The following is a 19,594-nucleotide window of genomic DNA, read 5'->3' on the forward strand; positions in this document are numbered from 1 at the left end:
GGGCGCATCCGGTACTCCGATCCGGGCACGGGCTCTCCCGCGCCCTCGAATGCCGCCTCCCGTGTCCGGGCTCGGCGGGTCTCGCGTGTGTGCGAACCTCCGGGTCCGCCCGCCCGACGGTATGACAGAGGGCCAGAACGGTGCGCGCCCATTTCGGTCCGGGGGCGCGGAGAGCCGGGCCCGGACCGCTCAGAACTCGGGCGCCGCCATGAAGGTCGTGAAGACGGATCCGGCGAGGACCAGCCAGACCAGGACCGCACCGGTCAGCACGGAGCGCGCGACGGGCACGGCGGCGGGCCGGTCGCGGAGCCCGGCGACGATCCACCCGCACGCGGCGCAGAGGGCCGGCACCCCGAAGAGCACCAGCGCGGTGCGCTGCAGCGCGAGCTTCGTCTCGTGGTTGCCCTGCCAGTCGCTGACGCTCTTGTTCCGGATCGCCTCCTCGGCGGTGTACCAGAACCCGAGGAGCAGCGGGACCAGGAGCACGGCGGTCACCACGAGGAGGGTGACGAGCGTGCGGCGGGCCGGGCGGTCCGTTCTCCCGGAGGCGTCCGTGTCCCCGTGGGGGTCCGTGCCCGCGTGGGCGTCGGGGTTTTCCGAACGGTCCGCGAGATCGGGAGAGTTGGGCGTATCCGTCATGCGGGCATCGTCCGCGAGGACCCGCCCGCACCGCCACCCGTATCGCCCACCGGGACGGAAGCGGTGCAGAGCCGTGACAGGCCGCTCCGGCGTACGTCGGACGGACCTTGCACCCCCGCGCGCGCCCACGTACGTATGTTCTTACGTATGGTCTGTTGACGGGGCAACGGAAAGGTGGGGCAGTTCATGCAGGGCCACGGAAGCAACGGTTACGGACGCGTTCCCGGCGAACCGAAGGGGCTGAGCGAGCTGGCGCGCACCTACGCGCTGCTGCCGCTGCGGGTCTTCCTCGGCGTCACCTTCATCTACGCCGGGCTCGACAAGCTGACGGACAGCGCCTTCCTGTCGTCGAGCGGAGCCGGCTCGATCGGCGACCAGATGCGCGGGGTCCGCGACTCCGCCGGGGCCCCCTGGCTCGTCGACCTGGCGCTGCACAGCCCGGTCGGCTTCGGGTACGCCATCGCGCTCGGCGAGCTCGCCGTCGGCCTCGGCACCCTGTTCGGGCTCTGGGGCCGGCTCGCCGCGCTCGGCGGCGCGCTGATCTCGCTGAGCCTCTGGCTCACCGTGAGCTGGCAGGCGACCCCGTACTACTACGGCAACGACCTCGTCTACCTCATGGCCTGGCTGCCGCTGCTGCTCGCCGGATCGGGGCCCTTCTCGCTGGGCACGCTCCTGCCGCCGCGCCGCCGCCGGAGCCTGTAGGCGACCCAGGCGGCCACGGCGGCGAGGAAGAGCCCGCCGCCCAGCACCGCGGCGAAGAACACCCACGGCGCCTGCCAGGCCCCGGCCCAGTCGGCCGCGTACCCGGCGGACAGGGCCAGCAGGGTCAGGCCGGCCAGCGCGCGGCCCGGCCGGAACTCATGAAGCAGCACGGGTGACCTCCACCTGTCCGAGACCGACTTCCAGGCGCAGCTCGATCGTGCCGGCCGGGTCCGCGCCCCTGGGGGGCGCCAGGGTGCGGGTGGTCTGCCGGTCCGGGGCGATGTCGACGTCCTGGCCGGCCGGATCGCCGGGCAGGGTCACGTCCCCGAGCCCCACCTCCGCCCGCACCCGGACCGTCGCGTCCTGCGGGACGACGACCACCACGCGCCCGGCCCCCGCCTCCACCCGGGTGGAGAGGGCTGTTCCCAGCGGGACCGGCAGCCCGGACAGGTCGAGGCGGGCGGTACCGGCCCCGATGTCGTAGGACGGCCGCAGCTGGGCGGCGGTGACGGGACGCCACTCGGTCCGCGCCCACGTCGTCCCGATGTCCCTCGGCAGTACGGTCGACGCCGCGAGCACCCCCGTGACGAGCAGCGCGAACACCAGCGTGCCGAAACCGGTCCGGCCGAAGAACGAGGCGACCAGCAGCCCCACCCCGAGGACGGCGAGCGCCGCGACCGCCCCGATCTGGAGGCTCTCGCCGAGCGGGTGCCTGCCCCAGCCGGGCCAGGCGGCGGCCACCCCGGCGACGATCGCCAGGAACCGCACCAGGCCCCCGATCGAGTGCGGCCCGTGCGTCCTCTCCCGCGGATCGGTGGCGACCGGCGGCACGTGCCTCCCGTGCGCCGGGTGCTTCCGGTGCGGCCCGTGGTGCGGTGCCCCGTGGTGTCCGCCGCGCGCCCGGCCCGGCCCGTCCGCCTCGCCCGCCGAGCCCGGCACCGCGTCCGCCGGGCCCCACAGGTACCCCGCGCCCACCGGCCCCGTCGTGCCGTCCTTGACGATCGGGTCCCGCCACCACGACGGCCCGGCCGGCGCCGGGGGCGCCTGGACCTCCGGCGGCACCGAGCCCCGGCCGGAGGGCGCCGGCGCCGGGGCGGTGCGGGGCGCGGAAGGTACGGAGTCCCCGGCGGCCCGGTCGTCCCGGCCGTCCCGGGCGGCCCGGTCCGGTTCCTCGTCCGTGGCGGCGGGCCGGCCGTGCCTCGTCCACACCGCGAACCCGGCGACCGCCAGCACCAGCAGCGCGGCGAACGCCAGGACCCCGCCGTTGTTGATCATCGAGAGGAAGAGCCCGCAGCCGACCAGCGCGAAGAGCAGCGCCACCAGCGGCGGCCCCTCCACCCGGCCGGAGAGCAGCCCGCGGAACTCGTTCTCCTCCTCGCCCTCCACCGGAACCAGCAGCCACGCGAAGCCGTAGAGGATCAGCCCGGTGCCGCCCGCGACGGCGAGCACCCCGAGGACCACCCGGAAGATGACCGGGTCCACGTCGAAGTACCGGCCGAGGCCGCCGCACACCCCCGCCACCACCTTCTGCCGGGGGCTCCGCCTCAGCTGCGGTTTCGGTGCGCTCTTCGGTGCGCCGGGGGGCGCCTCGCCGGGGGGCGCGGCGGGCGGGGAAGCGGTCATGGCTCCATGGTGACGGCCCGGAGGCCCCCGTGGGACCCACGGCGACCCTGGTCGTTCCCTGATATGGGAGTAGGGGCCGTCCCTGATGTCCCGGCCCACCCGGACGTGTGACGATCGGACCATGCCAACCGCCACGACCCGAGCCGCCGGTGCACCGGCCACCGACCCGGAGGAGCCACCGGCGCGCAAGCTGTACCGCAGCGCCGAGGGGCGCATGCTGGGCGGCGTCGCGCGCGGCCTCGCCGGACACCTCGGGCTGCCGGTCGCCTGGGTGCGGCTCGTCTTCCTCGGCCTCTTCATGGCGGACGGCCTCGGCGCGGTGCTCTACGCGGTGTTCTGGATCGTGGTGCCCCTCGGCGTCGGCGGCGTCGAGGCCCCGCGCTCCCTCTTCATCACGGCTCCGGACGGCAGCCGCCGGCTCCGCAAGCCCGACCGGGGGCAGGTCTTCGCGCTCGTCGGGCTCTTCGTCGGCGCCCTGATCTTCCTCGCCAACGTGAACATGGGCAGCGGCGCCGACCGCTACATCTGGCCCATCCTCCTCATCGGGGCCGGCTCCGTGCTGGTCTGGCGGCAGGCCGACAACGCCCGCCGCGCCCAGTGGATGGAGGTGGGCCGCCGCCGGAGCATGCTGCACCTGGCGCGCGGTCTCGCCGGGGTCGCGCTCGTCGGCCTCGGGCTCGCCGCGTTCCTGGTGGTGCGCGGCTCGGCCGCCCAGCTCGGGAACGTCCTCACCGCCGCCATCGCGGTGCTCACCGGCATCGCGCTGCTCGCCGGCCCCTACCTCGTCCGCATGACCCAGGACCTCTCCGAGGAACGCCTGATGCGCATCCGCGCCCAGGAACGCGCCGAGGTCGCCGCCCACGTCCACGACTCGGTGCTGCACACCCTCACCCTGATCCAGCGCAACGCCGAGGACGCCGGAGAGGTCCGCAGACTGGCCCGCGCCCAGGAACGCGAACTGCGGAACTGGCTGTACGACCCCGGCGGCACCGGCAAGGACGCCGACGACGAGCCGGCCACCCTCGCCGAGGCCGTGAAGCGCGCCGCCGCCGAGGTCGAGGACAAGCACGGCGTCCCGCTGGAGGTCGTCGTGGTCGGCGACTGCCCGCTGGACGAGAAGACCACCGCCCAGCTCCAGGCCGCGCGCGAGGCGATGGTGAACGCCGCCAAGTACGGTGGCGAGGGCGGCGCGGTCCAGGTCTACGCGGAGGTCGAGGGCCGGACGGTCTTCATCTCCGTACGCGACCGGGGGCCCGGGTTCGACCTGGACGCGGTCCCCGAGGACCGCATGGGTGTACGAGAATCGATCGTCGGCCGGATGCGGCGCAACGGCGGTACGGCCCGGCTCCGGTCGGTGCCCGGTGGTGGCACGGAAGTCGAGCTGGAGATGGAGAGGGCGGGCGAATGACCGAGAACACCGAAGCGACGACCCAGGGACCGGAACGCCGGGTACGGGTCGTCCTCGTGGACGACCACCGGATGTTCCGCACCGGTGTCCAGGCCGAGATCGGCCGCACCGAGGAGACCGGGGTCGAGGTCGTCGGCGAGGCCGCCGACGTCGACCAGGCCGTCACCGTCATCACGGCGACCCGCCCCGAGGTCGTCCTCCTCGACGTCCACCTCCCCGGCGGCGGCGGCGTCGAGGTACTGCGCCGCTGCGCCCCGCTGATGTCGGCCGCCGAGAACCCGGTCCGCTTCCTCGCGCTCTCCGTCTCCGACGCGGCCGAGGACGTCATCGGGGTCATCCGGGGCGGCGCCCGCGGCTACGTCACCAAGACGATCACCGGCGACGACCTGGTCAACTCGGTCTTCCGGGTCCAGGAGGGCGACGCGGTCTTCTCGCCCCGCCTGGCCGGCTTCGTGCTCGACGCCTTCGCCTCCACGGACGCCCCGCCGGTCGACGAGGACCTGGACCGGCTCACCCAGCGCGAGCGCGAGGTGCTGCGGCTGATCGCCCGGGGCTACGCGTACAAGGAGATCGCCAAGCAGCTCTTCATCTCGGTGAAGACGGTGGAGTCGCACGTCTCCGCGGTGCTCCGCAAGCTCCAGCTCTCCAACCGCCACGAGCTGACCCGCTGGGCGACGGCGCGCCGCCTGGTCTGACGCCCGTCACGGTCGCCCCGCCCGCCCGGCCCTTGCGCCGGGTCACGCCACCCGGGTCGCCCCCGCGAACGGCATCTCGTCGATCGGGGCGACCCGGATCGGTGCGCCCGGGCGCGGTGCGTGGATCATCTTGCCGTCGCCGACGTAGAGGCCGACATGGCTGATCCCGGAGTAGAAGAACACCAGGTCACCGGGGGCGAGCTGGGAGCGGGAGACTCGCTGCCCGGCGTTGATCTGGGTGTAGGTGGTGCGCGGCAGTGAGACGCCCGCCGCCCGCCAGGCGGCCTGGGTGAGGCCGGAGCAGTCGTACGCGGACGGGCCGGTCGCCCCCCAGACGTACGGCTTGCCGATCGCCCCGTACGCGAAGGCGACCGCCTCGGCGGCGCGGGAGTTCGGGGCGGCGGCGGTACCCGAGGGGGCGCCGGTGCCGGTCGTGCCGGTCGTGCCGCTCGTACCGCCGGTGTCGCCCGTGCTGGTCGTGCCTCCGGTGCCGCCCGTGCCGTGCTCGGCCTCGTAGCGGGCGCGTTCGGCGGCGGTGAGGGTGTGCAGCAGCCGCCGGGCGTCGGAGAGGCTGGTGGTGATCTTCTTCTTGTGCCGTGCGAGTTCGGTCTCGCGGGTGGCGAGCACCGCCGACTCGTCCTCGGCGCGGGCCCGGACCTGCTCGATCCCGATGACCTGGCGCCGGATGCCGCTGATGGTCCCGGCCTGGATGGCGCCCGCCTTCTCCACGTACGAGGCGCGCTCCAGGTACTCGTCGGGGTCGGAGGTGAGCAGCAGCTGGAGCGCGGGGTCCAGACCTCCCGAGCGGTACTGGGCGGTGGCGAGCGAACCCAGGGCGTGCCGGGACTCGTTGAGGAGACCGGTGCGGCGGGCGGCCTCGTCGCGCAGCGCGTCCACGGAGCGGGCGGCGTCGGCGGCTTTCTCCTTGGCCCCGTTGTACTGCTCGGTGGCGACCTCGGCGTCCCGGTAGAGCTGGTCCACCTTGGACTTGACCTGGGAAGCGGTGAGCGGGGGCTCCGCCTGGGCGGAACCGGTCGCGGCGGTCGCGGTGGCCGCCCCGGCGAGGGCCAGGGCGGCGGCGGAGCGGGCAGCAGAGCCGGCGAACAGGCGCTGCTTGGGCTTGCGGTGAGCTGCTTTCCGGTGCGCGGCCACGAGGGCTGCATCCTTCCTGTCGGCTGCCCGCCCGGGGTACCGGCGGGCCCGGCGGACCCCGGCGGCGCGCGCCTCATGGGGGAGGGCGGGCACCACCGGGATCGTTCGGCCAGGTGACCGGTGCTGCCCGTCAGGGGCGGCAAGGCGGGCCGATCACCTGGGAGGGACGCTAACCCCGGGGCGGGCCGAGAAGGCGTCATGATCGAAATTGACCTCCTGTGACGTTTCGCCTTCGGAGTGCGATCAGGGCTACGGAGGGGGATCCGGTCACTTTCGGGCAGCTTCGGGAAAAGGGCCCCAGCGGCACGCGTGAGCCCCACCTGACTGAAGACGGGTAAGCCCCACCTGACCGCGGAGGGGTGGTACAGCCGTCGTTAGGCTGCGGACATGTCTGTACTCATCCATGTCTTCGTCGCCCTGCACATCATCGGTATCGCCTCCCTGCTGGGCGGCTTCCTGACGCAGATGAAGGCGATGGGTGCCGGCACCGCCCGGTTCGTCCCCGCGATGCTGCACGGTGCGCTCACCATGCTCGTGACCGGCATCGCCCTCGTCGGCTTCCACCAGGCCGACGACAACCCGGTCAACAACGTCAAAATCGGCATCAAGCTGCTGATCCTCGTCGTGATCCTGGCCCTCATCTACCTCAAGCGCGACGAGGAGAAGGTGTCCAAGGGCGCTTTCGCCGCCGTGGGCGGGCTGACCGTCGCCAACATCTTCATCGCCACGCTCTGGACCTGATCGGGCCCGGGCGGGTGCCCCGAGGCGCCCCGCCCGTGGACCGCCCGGATCAGCCCGGCCGCACGCTGCCGTAGATCGGCATGTAGTAGATCGACTCCTCGCGGACGTACGCGCCCGGCTTCGGCGCGTGGACCATCATCCCGTCGCCCTTGTAGATGCCCACGTGGCTGATGTCGTCGTAGAAGAAGATCAGGTCCCCCGGCCGGAGGTCCGCCGTCGCGACCTTCGTCCCCACGTTGACCTGGTCCCAGGTGGTACGCGGCAGGTCGACGCCCGCCTCCCGCCAGGCCGCCTGGGTCAGGCCGGAGCAGTCGTACGACGCGGGGCCGGTGGCTCCCCACACGTACGGCTTGCCGATCTGGGACTCGGCGAACGCCAGCGCCTGCGCACCCTTGGTGGACGCGGCCGTGGTCGAGCCGGTGGCGGTGCCGGTGCTGCCGGAGGCTGTCGTGTCCGAGCCCGTGTCGGCCGTGTCGGCGGCCTCCTTCTCGGCCGCCTCCTTCGCGGCGGCGGCCTGCTGCGCGGCGAGCTGCTCCGCCTTCTTCTTCGCCTCGGCTTCCTTCTTCCGCTCCAGCTCCGCCAGGCGCGCCTTCTCCTCGGCGGTCAGCTTCGACAGCAGCGTGCGCGCCTCGGACAGCTTGTCCTGCACGGTCTGCTTGCTGGTGCGCAGATCCGCCTGCGACTCGGTCAGCGCCTGCAGGCTCTCGGTGGCCTCGGTGCGCTTCTCGGCGGCGGCCAGCTGCTCGGTGCGGAAGTCGGCGACCGCCTTCTCCTGCTGGCTGGTGCGCCGCTCCATCAGATGGTCCTGGTCGAAGTACGACTGCGGGTCGTCCGCCAGGAAGAACGTCATGGTGGAGGCCAGTCCGCCGCTGCGGTACTGGGCCGCCGCGTAGCTCCCCAGCGCGCGACGGGCCTCGTTGACCTTGTCCGCCCGCTTGGCCGCGTCCTCCAGCAGGGCGTCCACCTTGCCCTGCTGCTCGACCGTGGCGTCCTTCGCCCGGTTGTACTCCTGCGTCGCGGAGCCCGCCTGGCGGTAGAGGTCGTCGACCTTCTTCCGTACGTCCTCGATGCTCGGCTTCGGCGCCGAGGGGGCGGCCGTCGCGCTCTGCGTGGAGAGCAGGGTCGCGGTCGCGAGCGCCACCGTGGTGAAGCCGACGGCCTGCGACGAGACGCGCACCGGGGTGCGGGGTTTGCGATGCGATGCCACGACGGCATCTCCTTCCGTGGACCGCCCACCGGGTGGCCGGGCCGAGGTCGTCCGGCCTGCCGTGGCGGACGGGTCGTCCGGCTGAGCACGGTAGCCAAGCGGTGGGACGGCTGGGAAGGGCGATGAGCGATATGCCCGATACATTTTCGTGACCTTGGTCGCAGGGGTCCGTACCGGGGCACCGGGGCGTGTCCGTAGCGGGCCCGTACGGGGTCCGTGGCGAGGGGTTTCTCTCGCGCGCCGCGCACGGTCCTTGACACCCGGTGACGGCCGCCGGCCGGCTCCGCCGAAGCCCGCCCGGAGTGTCGGCCCGACACCCTAAACTCGACTAGCGATGAGCAGCCTCTTTGACGACAGTTTCCTGACCGGCCTCCAGCCCGTGGACGAGGGGCCCCCGCCGCCCCCCGAGGACCACGCGCCCGAGGAGGAGCCCGAGGGCCTCTTCGAAGGGCTCTTCGACGCACCCCCGCCGCCCAGGGACGGGTACTACCGCGACGGCGCCCCGCGCCCGGTCCTCGACTCCGCCGCACTGCTCGACGGACTCAACACCGAGCAGCGCGCCGCCGTCGTGCACGCCGGATCCCCGCTGCTCATCGTCGCGGGCGCCGGCTCCGGCAAGACCCGGGTGCTCACCCACCGCATCGCCCACCTGCTCGCCGAGCGCGGCGTGCACCCCGGGCAGATCCTGGCGATCACCTTCACCAACAAGGCCGCCGGCGAGATGAAGGAGCGGGTCGAGCAGCTCGTCGGCCCCCGCGCCAACGCCATGTGGGTCATGACCTTCCACAGCGCGTGCGTCCGCATCCTGCGCCGCGAGTCGAAGCGGCTCGGCTTCACCTCGTCGTTCTCGATCTACGACGCGGCCGACTCCAAGCGGCTGATGGCCCTGGTCTGCCGCGACCTGGACCTCGACCCCAAGCGCTACCCGCCGAAGTCCTTCACCGCCAAGGTCTCCAACCTCAAGAACGAGCTCATCGACGAGGAGACCTTCGCCGGGCAGGCCGCCGACGGTTTCGAGAAGACCCTCGCCCAGGCGTACGCGCTCTACCAGGCGCGGCTGCGCGAGGCCAACGCCCTCGACTTCGACGACATCATCATGACGACGGTCCACCTGCTCCAGGCGTTCCCCGACGTCGCCGAGCACTACCGCCGCCGCTTCCGGCACGTCCTGGTCGACGAGTACCAGGACACCAACCACGCCCAGTACACCCTCGTACGCGAGCTGGTCGGACCGGCGGGCGAGCACGACGCGCCCGGCGAGCTCTGCGTCGTCGGTGACGCGGACCAGTCGATCTACGCCTTCCGGGGTGCGACGATCCGCAACATCCTCCAGTTCGAGGAGGACTACCCGGACGCCACCACGATCCTGCTGGAGCAGAACTACCGCTCCACGCAGACCATCCTCTCGGCCGCCAACGCCGTCATCGAGCGCAACGAGAGCCGCCGCCCCAAGAACCTCTGGACCAACGCCGGAACCGGCACCCGCATCGCCGGGTACGTCGCCGACACCGAGCACGACGAGGCGCAGTTCGTCGCCGACGAGATCGACCGGCTCACCGACGCGGGCGACGCCAAGGCCGGCGACGTCGCGGTCTTCTACCGCACCAACGCCCAGTCCCGCGTCTTTGAAGAGATCTTCATCCGCGTCGGCCTGCCCTACAAGGTCGTCGGCGGGGTCCGCTTCTACGAGCGCAAGGAGGTCCGGGACATCCTGGCCTACCTCCGGGTGCTCGCCAACCCCGAGGACTCCGTACCGCTGCGCCGCATCCTCAACGTGCCCAAGCGCGGCATCGGCGACCGCGCCGAAGCGATGATCGACGCCCTCTCGCAGCGCGAGAAGATCTCCTTCGGGCAGGCGCTGCGCCGCGTCGACGAGGCGTACGGCATGGCGGCCCGCTCCACCAACGCCGTGAAGCGGTTCAACACGCTGATGGAGGAGCTGCGCACCGTCGTGGAGTCCGGCGCGGGCCCCGCGGTCGTGCTGGAAGCCGTCATGGAACGCACCGGCTACCTCGCCGAACTCCAGGCGTCCACCGACCCGCAGGACGAGACACGCATCGAGAACCTCCAGGAACTCGCCGCCGTCGCCCTGGAGTTCGAGCAGGACCGGGCCCGCGCGGCGGCCGAGCCGGCGGAGGGCGACGAAGGTGGCGACGTGGGTGGCGCCGACGCCGCTGCGGACGCCGACGCCGAGGCGGCCGGGCCGTCCGGGACGCTCGCGGAGTTCCTGGAGAAGGTGGCCCTGGTCGCCGACTCCGACCAGATCCCCGACGAGGACGAGGACGGCTCCGGCGTCATCACGCTGATGACGCTGCACACCGCCAAGGGCCTGGAGTTCCCCGTCGTCTTCCTCACCGGCATGGAGGACGGCGTCTTCCCGCACATGCGGGCGCTGGGCCAGGTCAAGGAGCTGGAGGAGGAACGCCGCCTCGCGTACGTCGGGATCACCCGCGCCCGCGAACGCCTCTACCTCACCCGCGCCTCCATGCGGAGCGCCTGGGGTCAGCCCTCGTACAACCCGCCGTCGCGGTTCCTGGAGGAGATCCCGGACCAGCACCTGGAGTGGAAGCGGAAGGGGCCGATGGCGGCCTCGGCCGGACCCACCTCCGGGATCACCTCGTCGCTCTCCTCCTCCCGCGCCCGCTCCGGCCCCTCCGGCTTCGCGACCCGGCGCACCGGCGACAAGCCGGTCGTCACCCTGGTGGTCGGGGACCGGGTCACGCACGACCAGTTCGGCCTGGGCACGGTGACCGCCGTCGAGGGCTTCGGCGACCAGGCGAAGGCCACCGTCGACTTCGGCGACGAGCGGCCCAAGAAGCTGCTGCTGCGGTACGCCCCCGTCGAGAAGCTGTAGTCCGTCCCGAACACGTGAAAGGCCGGGCCTCCTCGGCCCGGCCTTTCGTGAAGGGCGTGAAAACCGCTGGACCTACTGCGGGTCGAGTCCATGGCTCGCCAGCCAGGGCAGTGGATTGATCGCGGACCCGCCGCCGGGGCGCACCTCGAAGTGCAGGTGGGGGCCGGTGGAGTTGCCGGAGCTGCCGGAGTACGCGATCACGTCGCCGGCCTTCACCGAACCGGAGCGGATCTTGGTACTGCTCAGGTGGCAGTACCAGGTCTCGGTGCCGTCCTCCATGGTCACGATCGCCATGTTGCCGTAGGCGCTGTTCCACTGGGTGCGTACGGTGCCGTCGGTCGCGGCCATCACCGGAGTCCCGTACTGCACGGGGAAGTCGATGCCGGTGTGCACCGACATCCAGTTGACCCCGGCCTGGCCGAAGTAGGCGCTCAGCCCGTGCTGCGCCACCGGCAGCAGGTACTTGGGGCGGGCCGCCTCCTTGCGGGCGGCCTCCTCCTCGCGCTTCTTCTTCTCGGCGGCCTGCCGCTCCTTGAGGTCGATGCGCTCCTGCGTCCGGCTGGCCCGGTCCCGGAAGTCCGCCCCGGCCGCGTCGACGCCCGCGAGCTGGGTGTCGAGCTTGGTGTTGGACGCGAGCGCCTTCACGGCGGACGTGTCGGCGGCCGCCATCGTCGTCGTGTCGTCCTTGGTCTCCTCGCCGCCCCCGAGCCCCCCGACCGAAGCCGCCGCGATCCCCGCGACGCCCATCACGCAGGCGGACGGAACCGCGATCGTCAGCAGCGCGGACCGCTTGGCGGGGGTACGGCGGCGGGCCCGGTTCCGGGCGGCGGAACGGCCCTCGGGCCGTACGGCGGAGGTGTACGGGTCGGGCCAGGTGTCCGGGAGGCCGGCGGCAGGGCCCTCGGACTCCGGGGCGGGCTCCTGTACGGCGTCGGGCGCGGCGTCCTGCGTGGCGTCGGGCGGGTGCGGGGCGTCGTTCTGCGCGGACCCGTGCTGTTCGGGCGCCCGGTGTTCGGGCGCCTCGTGTGCGGAGGTCAGGTGTTCGGGGTCCGCCCGGTGCTGCTCGTCGGGCGGGTAGGACATCTGTTCCGGGATGTACGCGGCCGCCCCGGGCGTGGCGTCGGGGCCCTCCGGTGCGGTGTTCCAGGCGGTCGCGTCGTAGGCGCCGCTGTCGTACGCGCCGGTGGCGAACGCGGTGGCCGCGTAGGCGGGGGTGTCGTGGACCGGGGTACCGGAGGCGGGGGTGTCGTGGACCGGGATGCCGTGGACGGTGGTGTCGTAGCCGCCCGCCCCGAAGGTCCGGCTGTCGAAGGTGCCCGTGTCGTAGGCGCCGGTCGCATAGGCGGTGGGCCCGTAGTGCGGGGCGTCGGTTCCGTAGCCCGAGGGGGTGGTGGCGTATCCCGTGCCGTCGTACCCGCCGTGGTTCTCGCCGCCGTGGTTCTCGTACGTGCCGGTGGCCGGGGCCGCCTGGTACGTCCCCGGCTCGTACAGGGCCGACTCGAAGGTGGTGGTGGGGAAGGCCCCGGTGTCGGTGAAGGCCCACTGGCCGGTCGTGGTGTGGGTCGCGGCCTGCTGCCAGCCGCTGGAGTCCCACTGCCCGGTCTGGTCGGGCGAGCCCGTCGGGCCGGTCTGCCAGCTGCCGGTGGTGTCGTACGGATGGTGGTGCGCGGCCTGGGCGTCGGCCGCGTAGCCGGCGTACGTGCCGGTGTGTGCGCCGGTGTGCGCGCCTTCGTGCGGGCCGCTCTCCCAGGAGGAGCCGGCGGCGTAGGAGGTGTCCTGACCGGGATACGTGCCGTGCTGGGCGGGCGTGGGGACCGCGGTGAAGTCGCCGTCGTATCCGGAACCGGGAGCGACGCCCTGCTCGCCGGGGTACGTCCCGTAGAGCGGATCGGCAGGGTAGCTGCCTGTCTGTGACGCGTCGTATCCGGCGTACCCGGCGTGGGTGTGCTGGTCGTTCACCAACTTCTCTCTCGCCTCGGCAGCAGGACCAGTCCGGAGTTCAGTGGGGTGAGCCCCGGGGAAGCAGTGGCCGCGACTGTACCTGGCGGTGTGTGACGGCCACAATCTTCGGAGGGGTCCGGTCTCGGGGGAACCGGGCATTCGGGCGCCTTTCGGCGCAGCCGAGACCCGTTGTTGGCGATACGTTCGAGGAATCCGTTCTGATTTCCGCCCGGTGCGGTGACGGAACGTAATCGCAGTGGTCGGCGGTGGTCGGCGGTGGTCGGTCCGAGTGGGGGATCGGTGTTCGATCGATACGGAGGGGGAGATTCGGTGGACGGGACGGCGCGGGGTGGCGAGGGCTGGGGCCATGCCCTCAGGTCCGACGAGGACGAGAGCGACTTCTGGGGTTTCGCGCGCGGCGTCGAGGGGCTGTTCACGCGGGTCGGCGAGGCGGTCGGCGAGGGCACCGACGAGGGGGAGACCGAGGACGGGGACGGCGACGACGGGGCCCGGCGGGTGGTTCTCACCGGCTGCCGTCCGGAGGGCGGCCTGCTGAAGGCCCTCGACCACATCGGGGGCCGACGGGCCGGGGCGGGGAACGCCTGGCTCTCCTTCCTCGACGCGGACGGCGCGTCCATCGGGCGCTACTTCGTCAACCACGTGACCGTCACGGACGCCCGGCCCTCCACCCACGGCGCCGGACTGCTCGACCTCACGGCCGAGCTGTGGTGCGACAACGCCGTGCCCGGCTCCGACGCGGTGTGGGAGCTCTTCCGATCCGGTGGACCGGACCGCCCGGGCCTCTGGCACGGCCTCTCCACCGACGAGCAATGGGCCTGGCTGTCCGTTGCGTTGTGGTCCCACGAGTGGCGTCGGTACGGGAAGCCGGACGCGCCCGAGGGGCGGACGGTCACCCTGGACGGCCGGTACACCGTCGACCGGAACAGCCTCTGGTGCGCGATCGGCGAGGCCGTCAACGGGCCGGGCGGGTACTTCGGTTGGAATCTGGACGCGCTGGACGACTGCCTGTGCGGCGGCTGGGGCGCCGCCCCCGGATTCACCCTCGACTGGATGAACTCGGCCGACGCGCGAGGGCGGTTGACGGAACCGGTGCCCTCGGGCGAAGGGGAGGTCACGCTCTTCGACGTGATCCTGGAGATCTTCGAAGGGCGGGGCGTCACCGTCGTACTGAGGTGAGGCGGGCGGCCCGGTCTTCCCGGGCCGCCCGCCTGCTCCCTCAGGCCACGGTGGCGCCGCCCGTCGCGCCGCCCGCGATGCCGTCGGCGGTGGCGGAGGAGCCGGGGGAGTCGAGCACCTGGCGGATGCGGGCGGCGACGGCCGGGTGCACGGGGAGCGCGAGATGGCCGATGCCCGTGACCCGTACGTTCTCCGCGTCGAGGTCGGGGTGGTCGATGCACGCGGTGCGTACCGGAACCATCACCCGGTCCAGCTCGCTCCAGAACGAGACGAAGTGCGTCCGGCACCCCGGCGCCGGGGTCCGCAGCTCCTCGATGAAGTCGGAACCGGCGCGCATCTGCCGCACGATCGGATGGGCGCTCGCCAGTGGAGCGACGGCGGTGCCGCCGTGCGGGGTGCCGAGGGTGACCAGCACGCGCACCCGATGGTCACCGCCGAGGCACTGTACGTAGTACCGGGCGATCAGGCCGCCCAGGCTGTGCCCCACGATGTCCACCCGCCGGTGGCCGGTGCGCTCGCAGATCTCCTCGACGTGCCGCCCGAGCAACTCGGCGGCCGCACGGATGTCGCAGGTCAGCGGGGAGTAGTTGAGCGATTCCAGATGGCGTCGGCCGTGCCGGGCGAGCGAACGGCGGAGCAGCACGAAGACGGAACGGTTGTCGATGAACCCGTGCAGCAGCACCACCGGCGGCCGGTCGTCCTCCCGGGCCCGGGGCAGCGCGGCCACGCCCGAGGGCAGCGCGTCGAGGTCCTGGTGGGCACCGGGGGTGGTCCTGCGGCGCTCCGGGGTCAGGCCGGTCGGGTAGAAGAGCACGTGTCCGGCGAGGACCGCCAGATCCAGCGCGGTGGCCCTGAGCAGCGCGGACGAGGAGCGCAGGCCCTGCGGTGAGGGCAGGCGCAGCAAGCGCGGCAGACGCGGCAGCAGGGTGAGCAAAGGCAACAGATTCATGGCCGACCTCCTGCACCGGCACGCGCGAACGGCTTCGGTCCCGCGCGCCTTCAGGGGGTGCCGTGGCGAGGTCGCGACCGGCCCGGTCGGCCGCCGACGAAAGCTGATGCCGGTCGGACCGCTCTTCCGGTGCCCGGATCGCCTGGTGGAGGTCCGGGTGGCCGTCTATTCTTTCTCGTCGCTTCTTCCGTCGCTCCGCTGGCTGCGCCGGACCGGAGCGAACCCGGCGGCCGGGATCTCCGGCCTGCTGCCGTCCGTTCCCTCGGCGGCCCTGGTCGGACGGCCGAGGGACCGGACGTTCGCGGGGGCCGCACCTCCGCGCCGTGCGGCTGACGGCGCGGGGGTACGGCGACCTCTGGCGGCTCCCCGTACGGCCGTCCCCAGGTGGCGGGTGTGCGCCTCTCGATGGAGGGGGCGGGCGTATGGCGAACATGTCCCACAAGGAGATTTCCCCCCTCACGTCCTTCACGAAACGGGACGCGGCGGGGAAGGATGCTGAGGATAACGTTCGTTCACATCCGTGGATCGTCGGCGCGAGGAGCAGTGCGGGAATGTCGTGAGCTGCGTGAGCTGCGGGAACTGCCTGAAGTGCGGGGCGTGCGCGAGCTGAGGGGCCGGTGCGGGAATCGGCTCGGAAGCAGCGCGTTACGGTGCGGCACAGTGCGTTGCGTCGCAGGATGGCGCGGCGCGTTACGTCGCAGGGCAGCGCGCGGAGCGTGACTCAGGGCGTGGCTCAGGGCGTGGCTCAGGGCGTGGCTCAGGGCGTGGCTCAGGGCAGTGCGACCGGCGATGCGGGAGACCAGGTGGAGGCAGTGATGAGTGTGTCCGGTCCGATTCGTGTGGTGGTGGCCAAACCGGGGCTCGACGGCCACGACCGTGGGGCCAAGGTGATCGCGCGGGCACTGCGGGACGCCGGAATGGAGGTCATCTACACCGGTCTCCACCAGACCCCGGAACAGATCGTGGACACCGCCATCCAGGAGGACGCCGACGCGATCGGTCTGTCGATCCTCTCCGGCGCCCACAACACGCTGTTCGCCAAGGTGATCGAGCTGCTGAAGGAGCGGGAGGCCGAGGACATCAAGGTCTTCGGCGGCGGGATCATCCCGGAGGAGGACATCGTGCCGCTCAGGGAACTCGGGGTCGCCGCGATCTTCACCCCGGGTGCCACCACCACCGCGATCGTCGACTGGGTCAACGCGAACGTCCCGCACCCGGCGGACGCCTGATGCCGGCGGACGCCTGATACCGGCGGGCGGGATGCGCGGCGGTGTCGTGGTGCGACGGCGGTGTCGGGGTGTCCCGGGGTGCGGGGTGCCCCGGGACAGCCGGTGTCCGGCCGGCCGCCCCGGGCATCCCGCTCCCCGTGTGCCGCTCTCAGTGTCCCGCTCTCCGTGCCCCGCTCTCTGCTCCTCGCTCTCCGTACCCCTTTCCGTCGCGCGTCAGGGCCCGGCCGGGGCCAGCTCGGCTTCCATGGCGGCCCGCAGCCGGAGGGTGGAGACCAGGCGCTGGAAGGCCTCCGACCAGTAGCCGCCCGCCCCCGGTGAGGCGTCCTCGCGTTCGTCCTCCGGGGTGGTGAGCACCTCCAGCCGGTCGGCCTCGCCGGGGTCGAGGCAGCGCTCGGCCAGGCCCATGACTCCGCTGAAGCTCCAGGGGTAACTGCCCGCCTCTCGGGCGATGTCGAGCGCGTCGACGACCGCGCGCCCGAGCGGCGCCGCCCAGGGCACGGCGCACACGCCCAGCAGCTGGAACGCGTCGGACAGGCCGTGGGCCGCTATGAAACCGGCCGCCCATGCGGCGCGTTCCTCCCGGGGCAGGGTCGCGAGGAGCTTGGACCGTTCGGCCGGAGAGTCGGTCCCGGTGGTGTCCGCCGGGGGAGCGGTGGGGGTGCCGAGCAGCGCCCGCGCCCACTCCTCGTCCCGCTGCCGTACGGCGGCACGGCACCAGGCGGCGTGCAGGTCGGCGGCCCAGTCGTCGGCCACCGGCAGTCGCACCAACTCCCGCGCCGTACGTCCGCCGAGTCGGGCGGGCCAGGTGGCGAGCGGGGTCGATTCGACCAACTGGCCGAACCACCACGACCGTTCGCCCTTCCCGGCGGGCGGTACCGGGATCACCCCGTCCCGCTGCATTCCGGCGTCGCACTCGTGCGGTGCCTCTATGAACAGGGACGGCCCGCCGGGCGCGGCGACGGCGGGCTGCCCACCGCCAACCCTGCGGTCCAGGCCGACGCAGGAGACGGCGCGGGCGGCCATCCGCCGGCCCAACGCGGTGTCGGGCAGGGCGGAGAGGAGCTCGGCTGCGGTGGCGCGGACGTTGCGGCTGCGGTCGCCGAGCGCTTCCTCCAGGAAGTCCTCGTCCGCCCCGGAGAGCTTGGCGCGGAGCGTGTCCAGGAACATCAGCCGGTCCTCCGCGCGCTCGCCGGACCAGGTCCCGGCGAGCAGGTCCCGGGCCGCGTCCGGATCGCGGAGCCGTACGGCACTCAGCAGTGCGATCCGCTCCGTGAACAGCCCCTCCTCCCACAGTTCGCGCACCGCTTCCCGGTCGGCACCGCCGCCCGGCCCTCCCTGGAGGGCGGCCTGCGGAGCGCCGTCGCGCAGGGCGAACCGCCAGTCCGTGTTCAGACCCGCCAGCCAACGGCCGCGCGGACCGGCGAAGGCCAGTGCGTGCGGCCGCAGATCGGTACGCGCCCGCGCCGCGTCCAGCAGCGGCGGGAGCAACGCCGCGGGGGCGCGGTAGCCGTGGCGGTTGGCGGCGGCCAGCCACTGCGGGATCAGCTCGGTCAGATCGGGGGCCGTGCCCCGCCTGCCGCCGTGCGGGCCGACCGCCCGGTCCGCGAGGAGCTGCGCGAGTCTGCGGCGGGCCGCCGGGGGCAACGGCGGGCGGGGGTCCTCGGGCGCCCGGTCGGGGAACGCCCCGGCCGTGGCGGGGCGCAGTCCCGCCCGGCGGCGTACGGCGTGCACCGCGGCCACGTCCAGCAGCGCGGTCGGTCCGCCGGACCCGCCGTCCGGGGCCTGCGCCGGGCGGCGGTCCGTACCGAGGAGGGCGCGGGTGACCAACTCGTCCCACTCCTCGCCCCGCCGCACCGACGGGGAGCCGACCGGGTGCGGGGTGGCTGGGCGGTCGGTGCCGGTGGTGTGGTTCGAGGCGTCGGTGGGATCCGGGGCGTGCGGGTGGACCGAGGTATGCGGGTGGTCGAAGTCCGGGCAGCCGGGTCCGGACGGGGGCGGGTTCGTGGCGGTCATGGTTCACCTCCGGCAGACGGGTATCGAGTTACGGGTGCAGCAGCGGGTGGTGGAGAGGGGCTGGGCGGAACCTGGGGCCGTGCGCTCGGTGATCAGGCCAGGGCGACGGTCCCGCCCGGGCCGTCGCCGTCGCCTTCGCCGGGGGCCCAGGCCGTCAGCGGGACGAAGCCGCGCGGGCCCAGCTCGCCGAAGACCGTGACCGGGCCGCCGCCCGAGAGCGCGGCCAGCCGCCAGAGCCCCGGCCGGGAGCGGGGGTCCCCCGCCACCGGCAGGGCGCTCCCGGTCTCCCCGTCGGCGAGCTGCCAGCGGCCGGCGGCGGGGACGGGTATCACCGCGCCCAGCACCACCGGATGCCGCTCCGCCCAGGGGTCCTCGCCCAGCGCGCGGCCGTATCCGGCGAGGGCCTCGGCGGGGGACACCCCCGGCGGGGGTGTCCGAGCGGAATCCGGGGTGGCGAACACCGCCCCCAGCTCGGCCCGTCGGCCCGCACCCGGATGCGGCGTCAACTCCGCGTCCAGGACCGTGCCCACCGGGAGGGACAGCTCCGGGGCGCGACCCCCCGGGCCGTAGGAGAGCAGCACCGCGGTGCGGCCCGACCCCTTCCCGTACATCCAGATACGTCGGGTGACGAGCTTGCCGTCCGAGGTGTCGTACCGGGCGAGCGCCTGCCAGCGGTCGCGCACCGGCGGGCCGTCCGGCGCCGAGGGCAGACCCACCCGGGTGCGGACCGTCGCCAGCAGCGGGGCCGGCAGTCGATCGCGGCCCAGCCAGGCGGTGTTGAGCAGGTGCAGCAGCCCGCACTCCTCCAGCATCCGCACCGGCCACCCCGGACCGGACGCGGCCAGGGAGCCCAACTCGCGCACCCGCGCGGCCAGTCCGGGGGCCTGGGCGTCGACCATCCGGGCGGCGGTCTCCTCCCAGTGGTCATGGCCGGACTGCCCGGACACCGCGAGGCCGGTGCGCAGGAGATCGGCGAGGCGCTCCTCCAACTCCCGCGCACCGTCGGTGATCCGGGCGGCCCTCCGCTCGGCACGCCTGCGCGCCGCCTCGGCGTCGGCCGGGACGGCAGGGGTGCGCCCCGCCGGTTCGGCGGTCCGCGCGGACTCTCCCTCATGAGACAGCAGCATGGCAACGACGGTAGGACCCCCCACTGACAATCGCCCTGACCTGCGGTGACGGTGAGTGAGGGATCGATTGTCAGTGGGGTGGTGCACGGTGGTGACACACATCGGACCGAGCGATCT

At 73.2% G+C, this 19,594-nt stretch carries 16 protein-coding genes; 7 read left to right on the plus strand and 9 right to left on the minus strand.

What is annotated here, in order from left to right:
* Positions 1–189: 189 nt before the first annotated feature.
* Positions 190–639: a hypothetical protein gene (locus OG599_RS21135; protein WP_327177540.1), complete on the minus strand. Its 450-nt coding sequence runs from the start codon at positions 637–639 to the stop codon at positions 190–192.
* A 186-nt stretch (positions 640–825) separates the two neighbouring features.
* On the opposite strand from OG599_RS21135, the gene OG599_RS21140 reads away from it, so the two are divergent.
* Positions 826–1,341, plus strand: coding sequence for a DoxX family protein (locus OG599_RS21140; RefSeq protein ID WP_327177541.1), 516 nt, complete (start codon positions 826–828; stop codon positions 1,339–1,341).
* Here the strand turns inward: OG599_RS21140 and OG599_RS21145 are convergent.
* Both OG599_RS21145 and OG599_RS21150 read right to left on the minus strand, forming a co-directional pair.
* The gene (locus tag OG599_RS21145) at positions 1,248–1,511 is read right to left on the minus strand and encodes a hypothetical protein (protein ID WP_327177542.1); all 264 of its coding nucleotides are present in this window, start codon (positions 1,509–1,511) and stop codon (positions 1,248–1,250) included. The two genes, OG599_RS21140 and OG599_RS21145, sit on opposite strands and share 94 nt — an antisense overlap.
* Positions 1,498–2,964, minus strand: coding sequence for a PspC domain-containing protein (locus OG599_RS21150; RefSeq protein ID WP_327177543.1), 1,467 nt, complete (start codon positions 2,962–2,964; stop codon positions 1,498–1,500). The genes OG599_RS21145 and OG599_RS21150 overlap by 14 nt, the downstream gene beginning before the upstream one ends.
* Positions 2,965–3,085: 121 nt before the next feature.
* Here OG599_RS21150 and OG599_RS21155 point away from each other — a divergent pair, with 121 nt between their 5' ends.
* Both OG599_RS21155 and OG599_RS21160 read left to right on the plus strand, forming a co-directional pair.
* A complete protein-coding gene (locus OG599_RS21155; protein ID WP_327177544.1) occupies positions 3,086–4,372 on the plus strand; it encodes a PspC domain-containing protein in 1,287 nt (428 codons plus the stop codon).
* Positions 4,369–5,067, plus strand: a complete 699-nt coding sequence (locus OG599_RS21160) for a response regulator transcription factor (RefSeq protein ID WP_327177545.1) — start codon at positions 4,369–4,371, stop codon at positions 5,065–5,067. The genes OG599_RS21155 and OG599_RS21160 overlap by 4 nt, the downstream gene beginning before the upstream one ends.
* 42 nt (positions 5,068–5,109) lie before the next feature.
* Here the strand turns inward: OG599_RS21160 and OG599_RS21165 are convergent, their stop codons facing one another.
* Positions 5,110–6,219 (minus strand): C40 family peptidase, encoded by a 1,110-nt coding sequence (locus OG599_RS21165; protein ID WP_327177546.1) that lies wholly within the window; start codon positions 6,217–6,219, stop codon positions 5,110–5,112.
* A 387-nt stretch (positions 6,220–6,606) separates the two neighbouring features.
* Here OG599_RS21165 and OG599_RS21170 point away from each other — a divergent pair, with 387 nt between their 5' ends.
* Positions 6,607–6,960 carry a hypothetical protein gene (locus OG599_RS21170; protein WP_327177547.1) on the plus strand — a complete coding sequence of 118 codons (354 nt, stop codon included), beginning with the start codon at positions 6,607–6,609 and terminating at the stop codon, positions 6,958–6,960.
* Between the two features lie 49 nt (positions 6,961–7,009).
* On the opposite strand, the gene OG599_RS21175 is transcribed toward OG599_RS21170, so the two are convergent.
* Positions 7,010–8,167, minus strand: a complete 1,158-nt coding sequence (locus OG599_RS21175) for a C40 family peptidase (protein ID WP_327177548.1) — start codon at positions 8,165–8,167, stop codon at positions 7,010–7,012.
* A 334-nt stretch (positions 8,168–8,501) separates the two neighbouring features.
* Between OG599_RS21175 and OG599_RS21180 the strand changes: the two genes are divergently transcribed.
* Positions 8,502–11,021, plus strand: a complete 2,520-nt coding sequence (locus OG599_RS21180; RefSeq protein ID WP_327177549.1) for an ATP-dependent DNA helicase — start codon at positions 8,502–8,504, stop codon at positions 11,019–11,021.
* A gap of 72 nt (positions 11,022–11,093) precedes the next feature.
* Here the strand turns inward: OG599_RS21180 and OG599_RS21185 are convergent, their stop codons facing one another.
* Positions 11,094–12,980 carry a M23 family metallopeptidase gene (locus OG599_RS21185; protein WP_327177550.1) on the minus strand — a complete coding sequence of 629 codons (1,887 nt, stop codon included), beginning with the start codon at positions 12,978–12,980 and terminating at the stop codon, positions 11,094–11,096.
* A gap of 312 nt (positions 12,981–13,292) precedes the next feature.
* On the opposite strand from OG599_RS21185, the gene OG599_RS21190 reads away from it, so the two are divergent.
* Positions 13,293–14,159, plus strand: a complete 867-nt coding sequence (locus OG599_RS21190) for a barstar family protein (RefSeq protein ID WP_327177551.1) — start codon at positions 13,293–13,295, stop codon at positions 14,157–14,159.
* Positions 14,160–14,199: 40 nt separating this feature from the next.
* On the opposite strand, the gene OG599_RS21195 is transcribed toward OG599_RS21190, so the two are convergent.
* Positions 14,200–15,108, minus strand: a complete 909-nt coding sequence (locus tag OG599_RS21195) for a lipase family alpha/beta hydrolase (protein WP_327177552.1) — start codon at positions 15,106–15,108, stop codon at positions 14,200–14,202.
* A gap of 815 nt (positions 15,109–15,923) precedes the next feature.
* Between OG599_RS21195 and OG599_RS21200 the strand changes: the two genes are divergently transcribed.
* On the plus strand, positions 15,924–16,337 hold the full coding sequence (locus OG599_RS21200; protein ID WP_327177553.1) for a cobalamin B12-binding domain-containing protein: 414 nt from the start codon (positions 15,924–15,926) through the stop codon (positions 16,335–16,337).
* 213 nt (positions 16,338–16,550) lie between these two features.
* Here the strand turns inward: OG599_RS21200 and OG599_RS21205 are convergent, their stop codons facing one another.
* Together OG599_RS21205 and OG599_RS21210 are read right to left on the minus strand one after the other, a co-directional pair.
* Positions 16,551–18,350: a DUF5691 domain-containing protein gene (locus OG599_RS21205; RefSeq protein WP_327177554.1), complete on the minus strand. Its 1,800-nt coding sequence runs from the start codon at positions 18,348–18,350 to the stop codon at positions 16,551–16,553.
* A gap of 92 nt (positions 18,351–18,442) precedes the next feature.
* Entirely contained in the window at positions 18,443–19,579 is a 1,137-nt protein-coding gene (locus tag OG599_RS21210; protein ID WP_442809491.1) for an SWIM zinc finger family protein, read from the minus strand.
* Positions 19,580–19,594 lie beyond the last annotated feature (15 nt).

Source organism: Streptomyces sp. NBC_01335, from assembly GCF_035953295.1.
Lineage (GTDB): Bacteria > Actinomycetota > Actinomycetes > Streptomycetales > Streptomycetaceae > Streptomyces.

Bases quoted from the DNA above. Each gene is read 5' to 3' on its own strand.
- OG599_RS21135 (WP_327177540.1), bottom strand. From the start codon at position 639: ATGACGGATACGCCCAACTCTCCCGATCTCGCGGACCGTTCGGAAAAC.
- OG599_RS21140 (WP_327177541.1), top strand. From the start codon at position 826: ATGCAGGGCCACGGAAGCAACGGTTACGGACGCGTTCCCGGCGAACCG.
- OG599_RS21150 (WP_327177543.1), bottom strand. From the start codon at position 2,964: ATGACCGCTTCCCCGCCCGCCGCGCCCCCCGGCGAGGCGCCCCCCGGC.
- OG599_RS21155 (WP_327177544.1), top strand. From the start codon at position 3,086: ATGCCAACCGCCACGACCCGAGCCGCCGGTGCACCGGCCACCGACCCG.
- OG599_RS21160 (WP_327177545.1), top strand. From the start codon at position 4,369: ATGACCGAGAACACCGAAGCGACGACCCAGGGACCGGAACGCCGGGTA.
- OG599_RS21170 (WP_327177547.1), top strand. From the start codon at position 6,607: ATGTCTGTACTCATCCATGTCTTCGTCGCCCTGCACATCATCGGTATC.
- OG599_RS21180 (WP_327177549.1), top strand. From the start codon at position 8,502: ATGAGCAGCCTCTTTGACGACAGTTTCCTGACCGGCCTCCAGCCCGTG.
- OG599_RS21195 (WP_327177552.1), bottom strand. From the start codon at position 15,108: ATGAATCTGTTGCCTTTGCTCACCCTGCTGCCGCGTCTGCCGCGCTTG.
- OG599_RS21200 (WP_327177553.1), top strand. From the start codon at position 15,924: ATGAGTGTGTCCGGTCCGATTCGTGTGGTGGTGGCCAAACCGGGGCTC.
- OG599_RS21205 (WP_327177554.1), bottom strand. From the start codon at position 18,350: ATGACCGCCACGAACCCGCCCCCGTCCGGACCCGGCTGCCCGGACTTC.
- OG599_RS21210 (WP_442809491.1), bottom strand. From the start codon at position 19,579: ATGTGTGTCACCACCGTGCACCACCCCACTGACAATCGATCCCTCACT.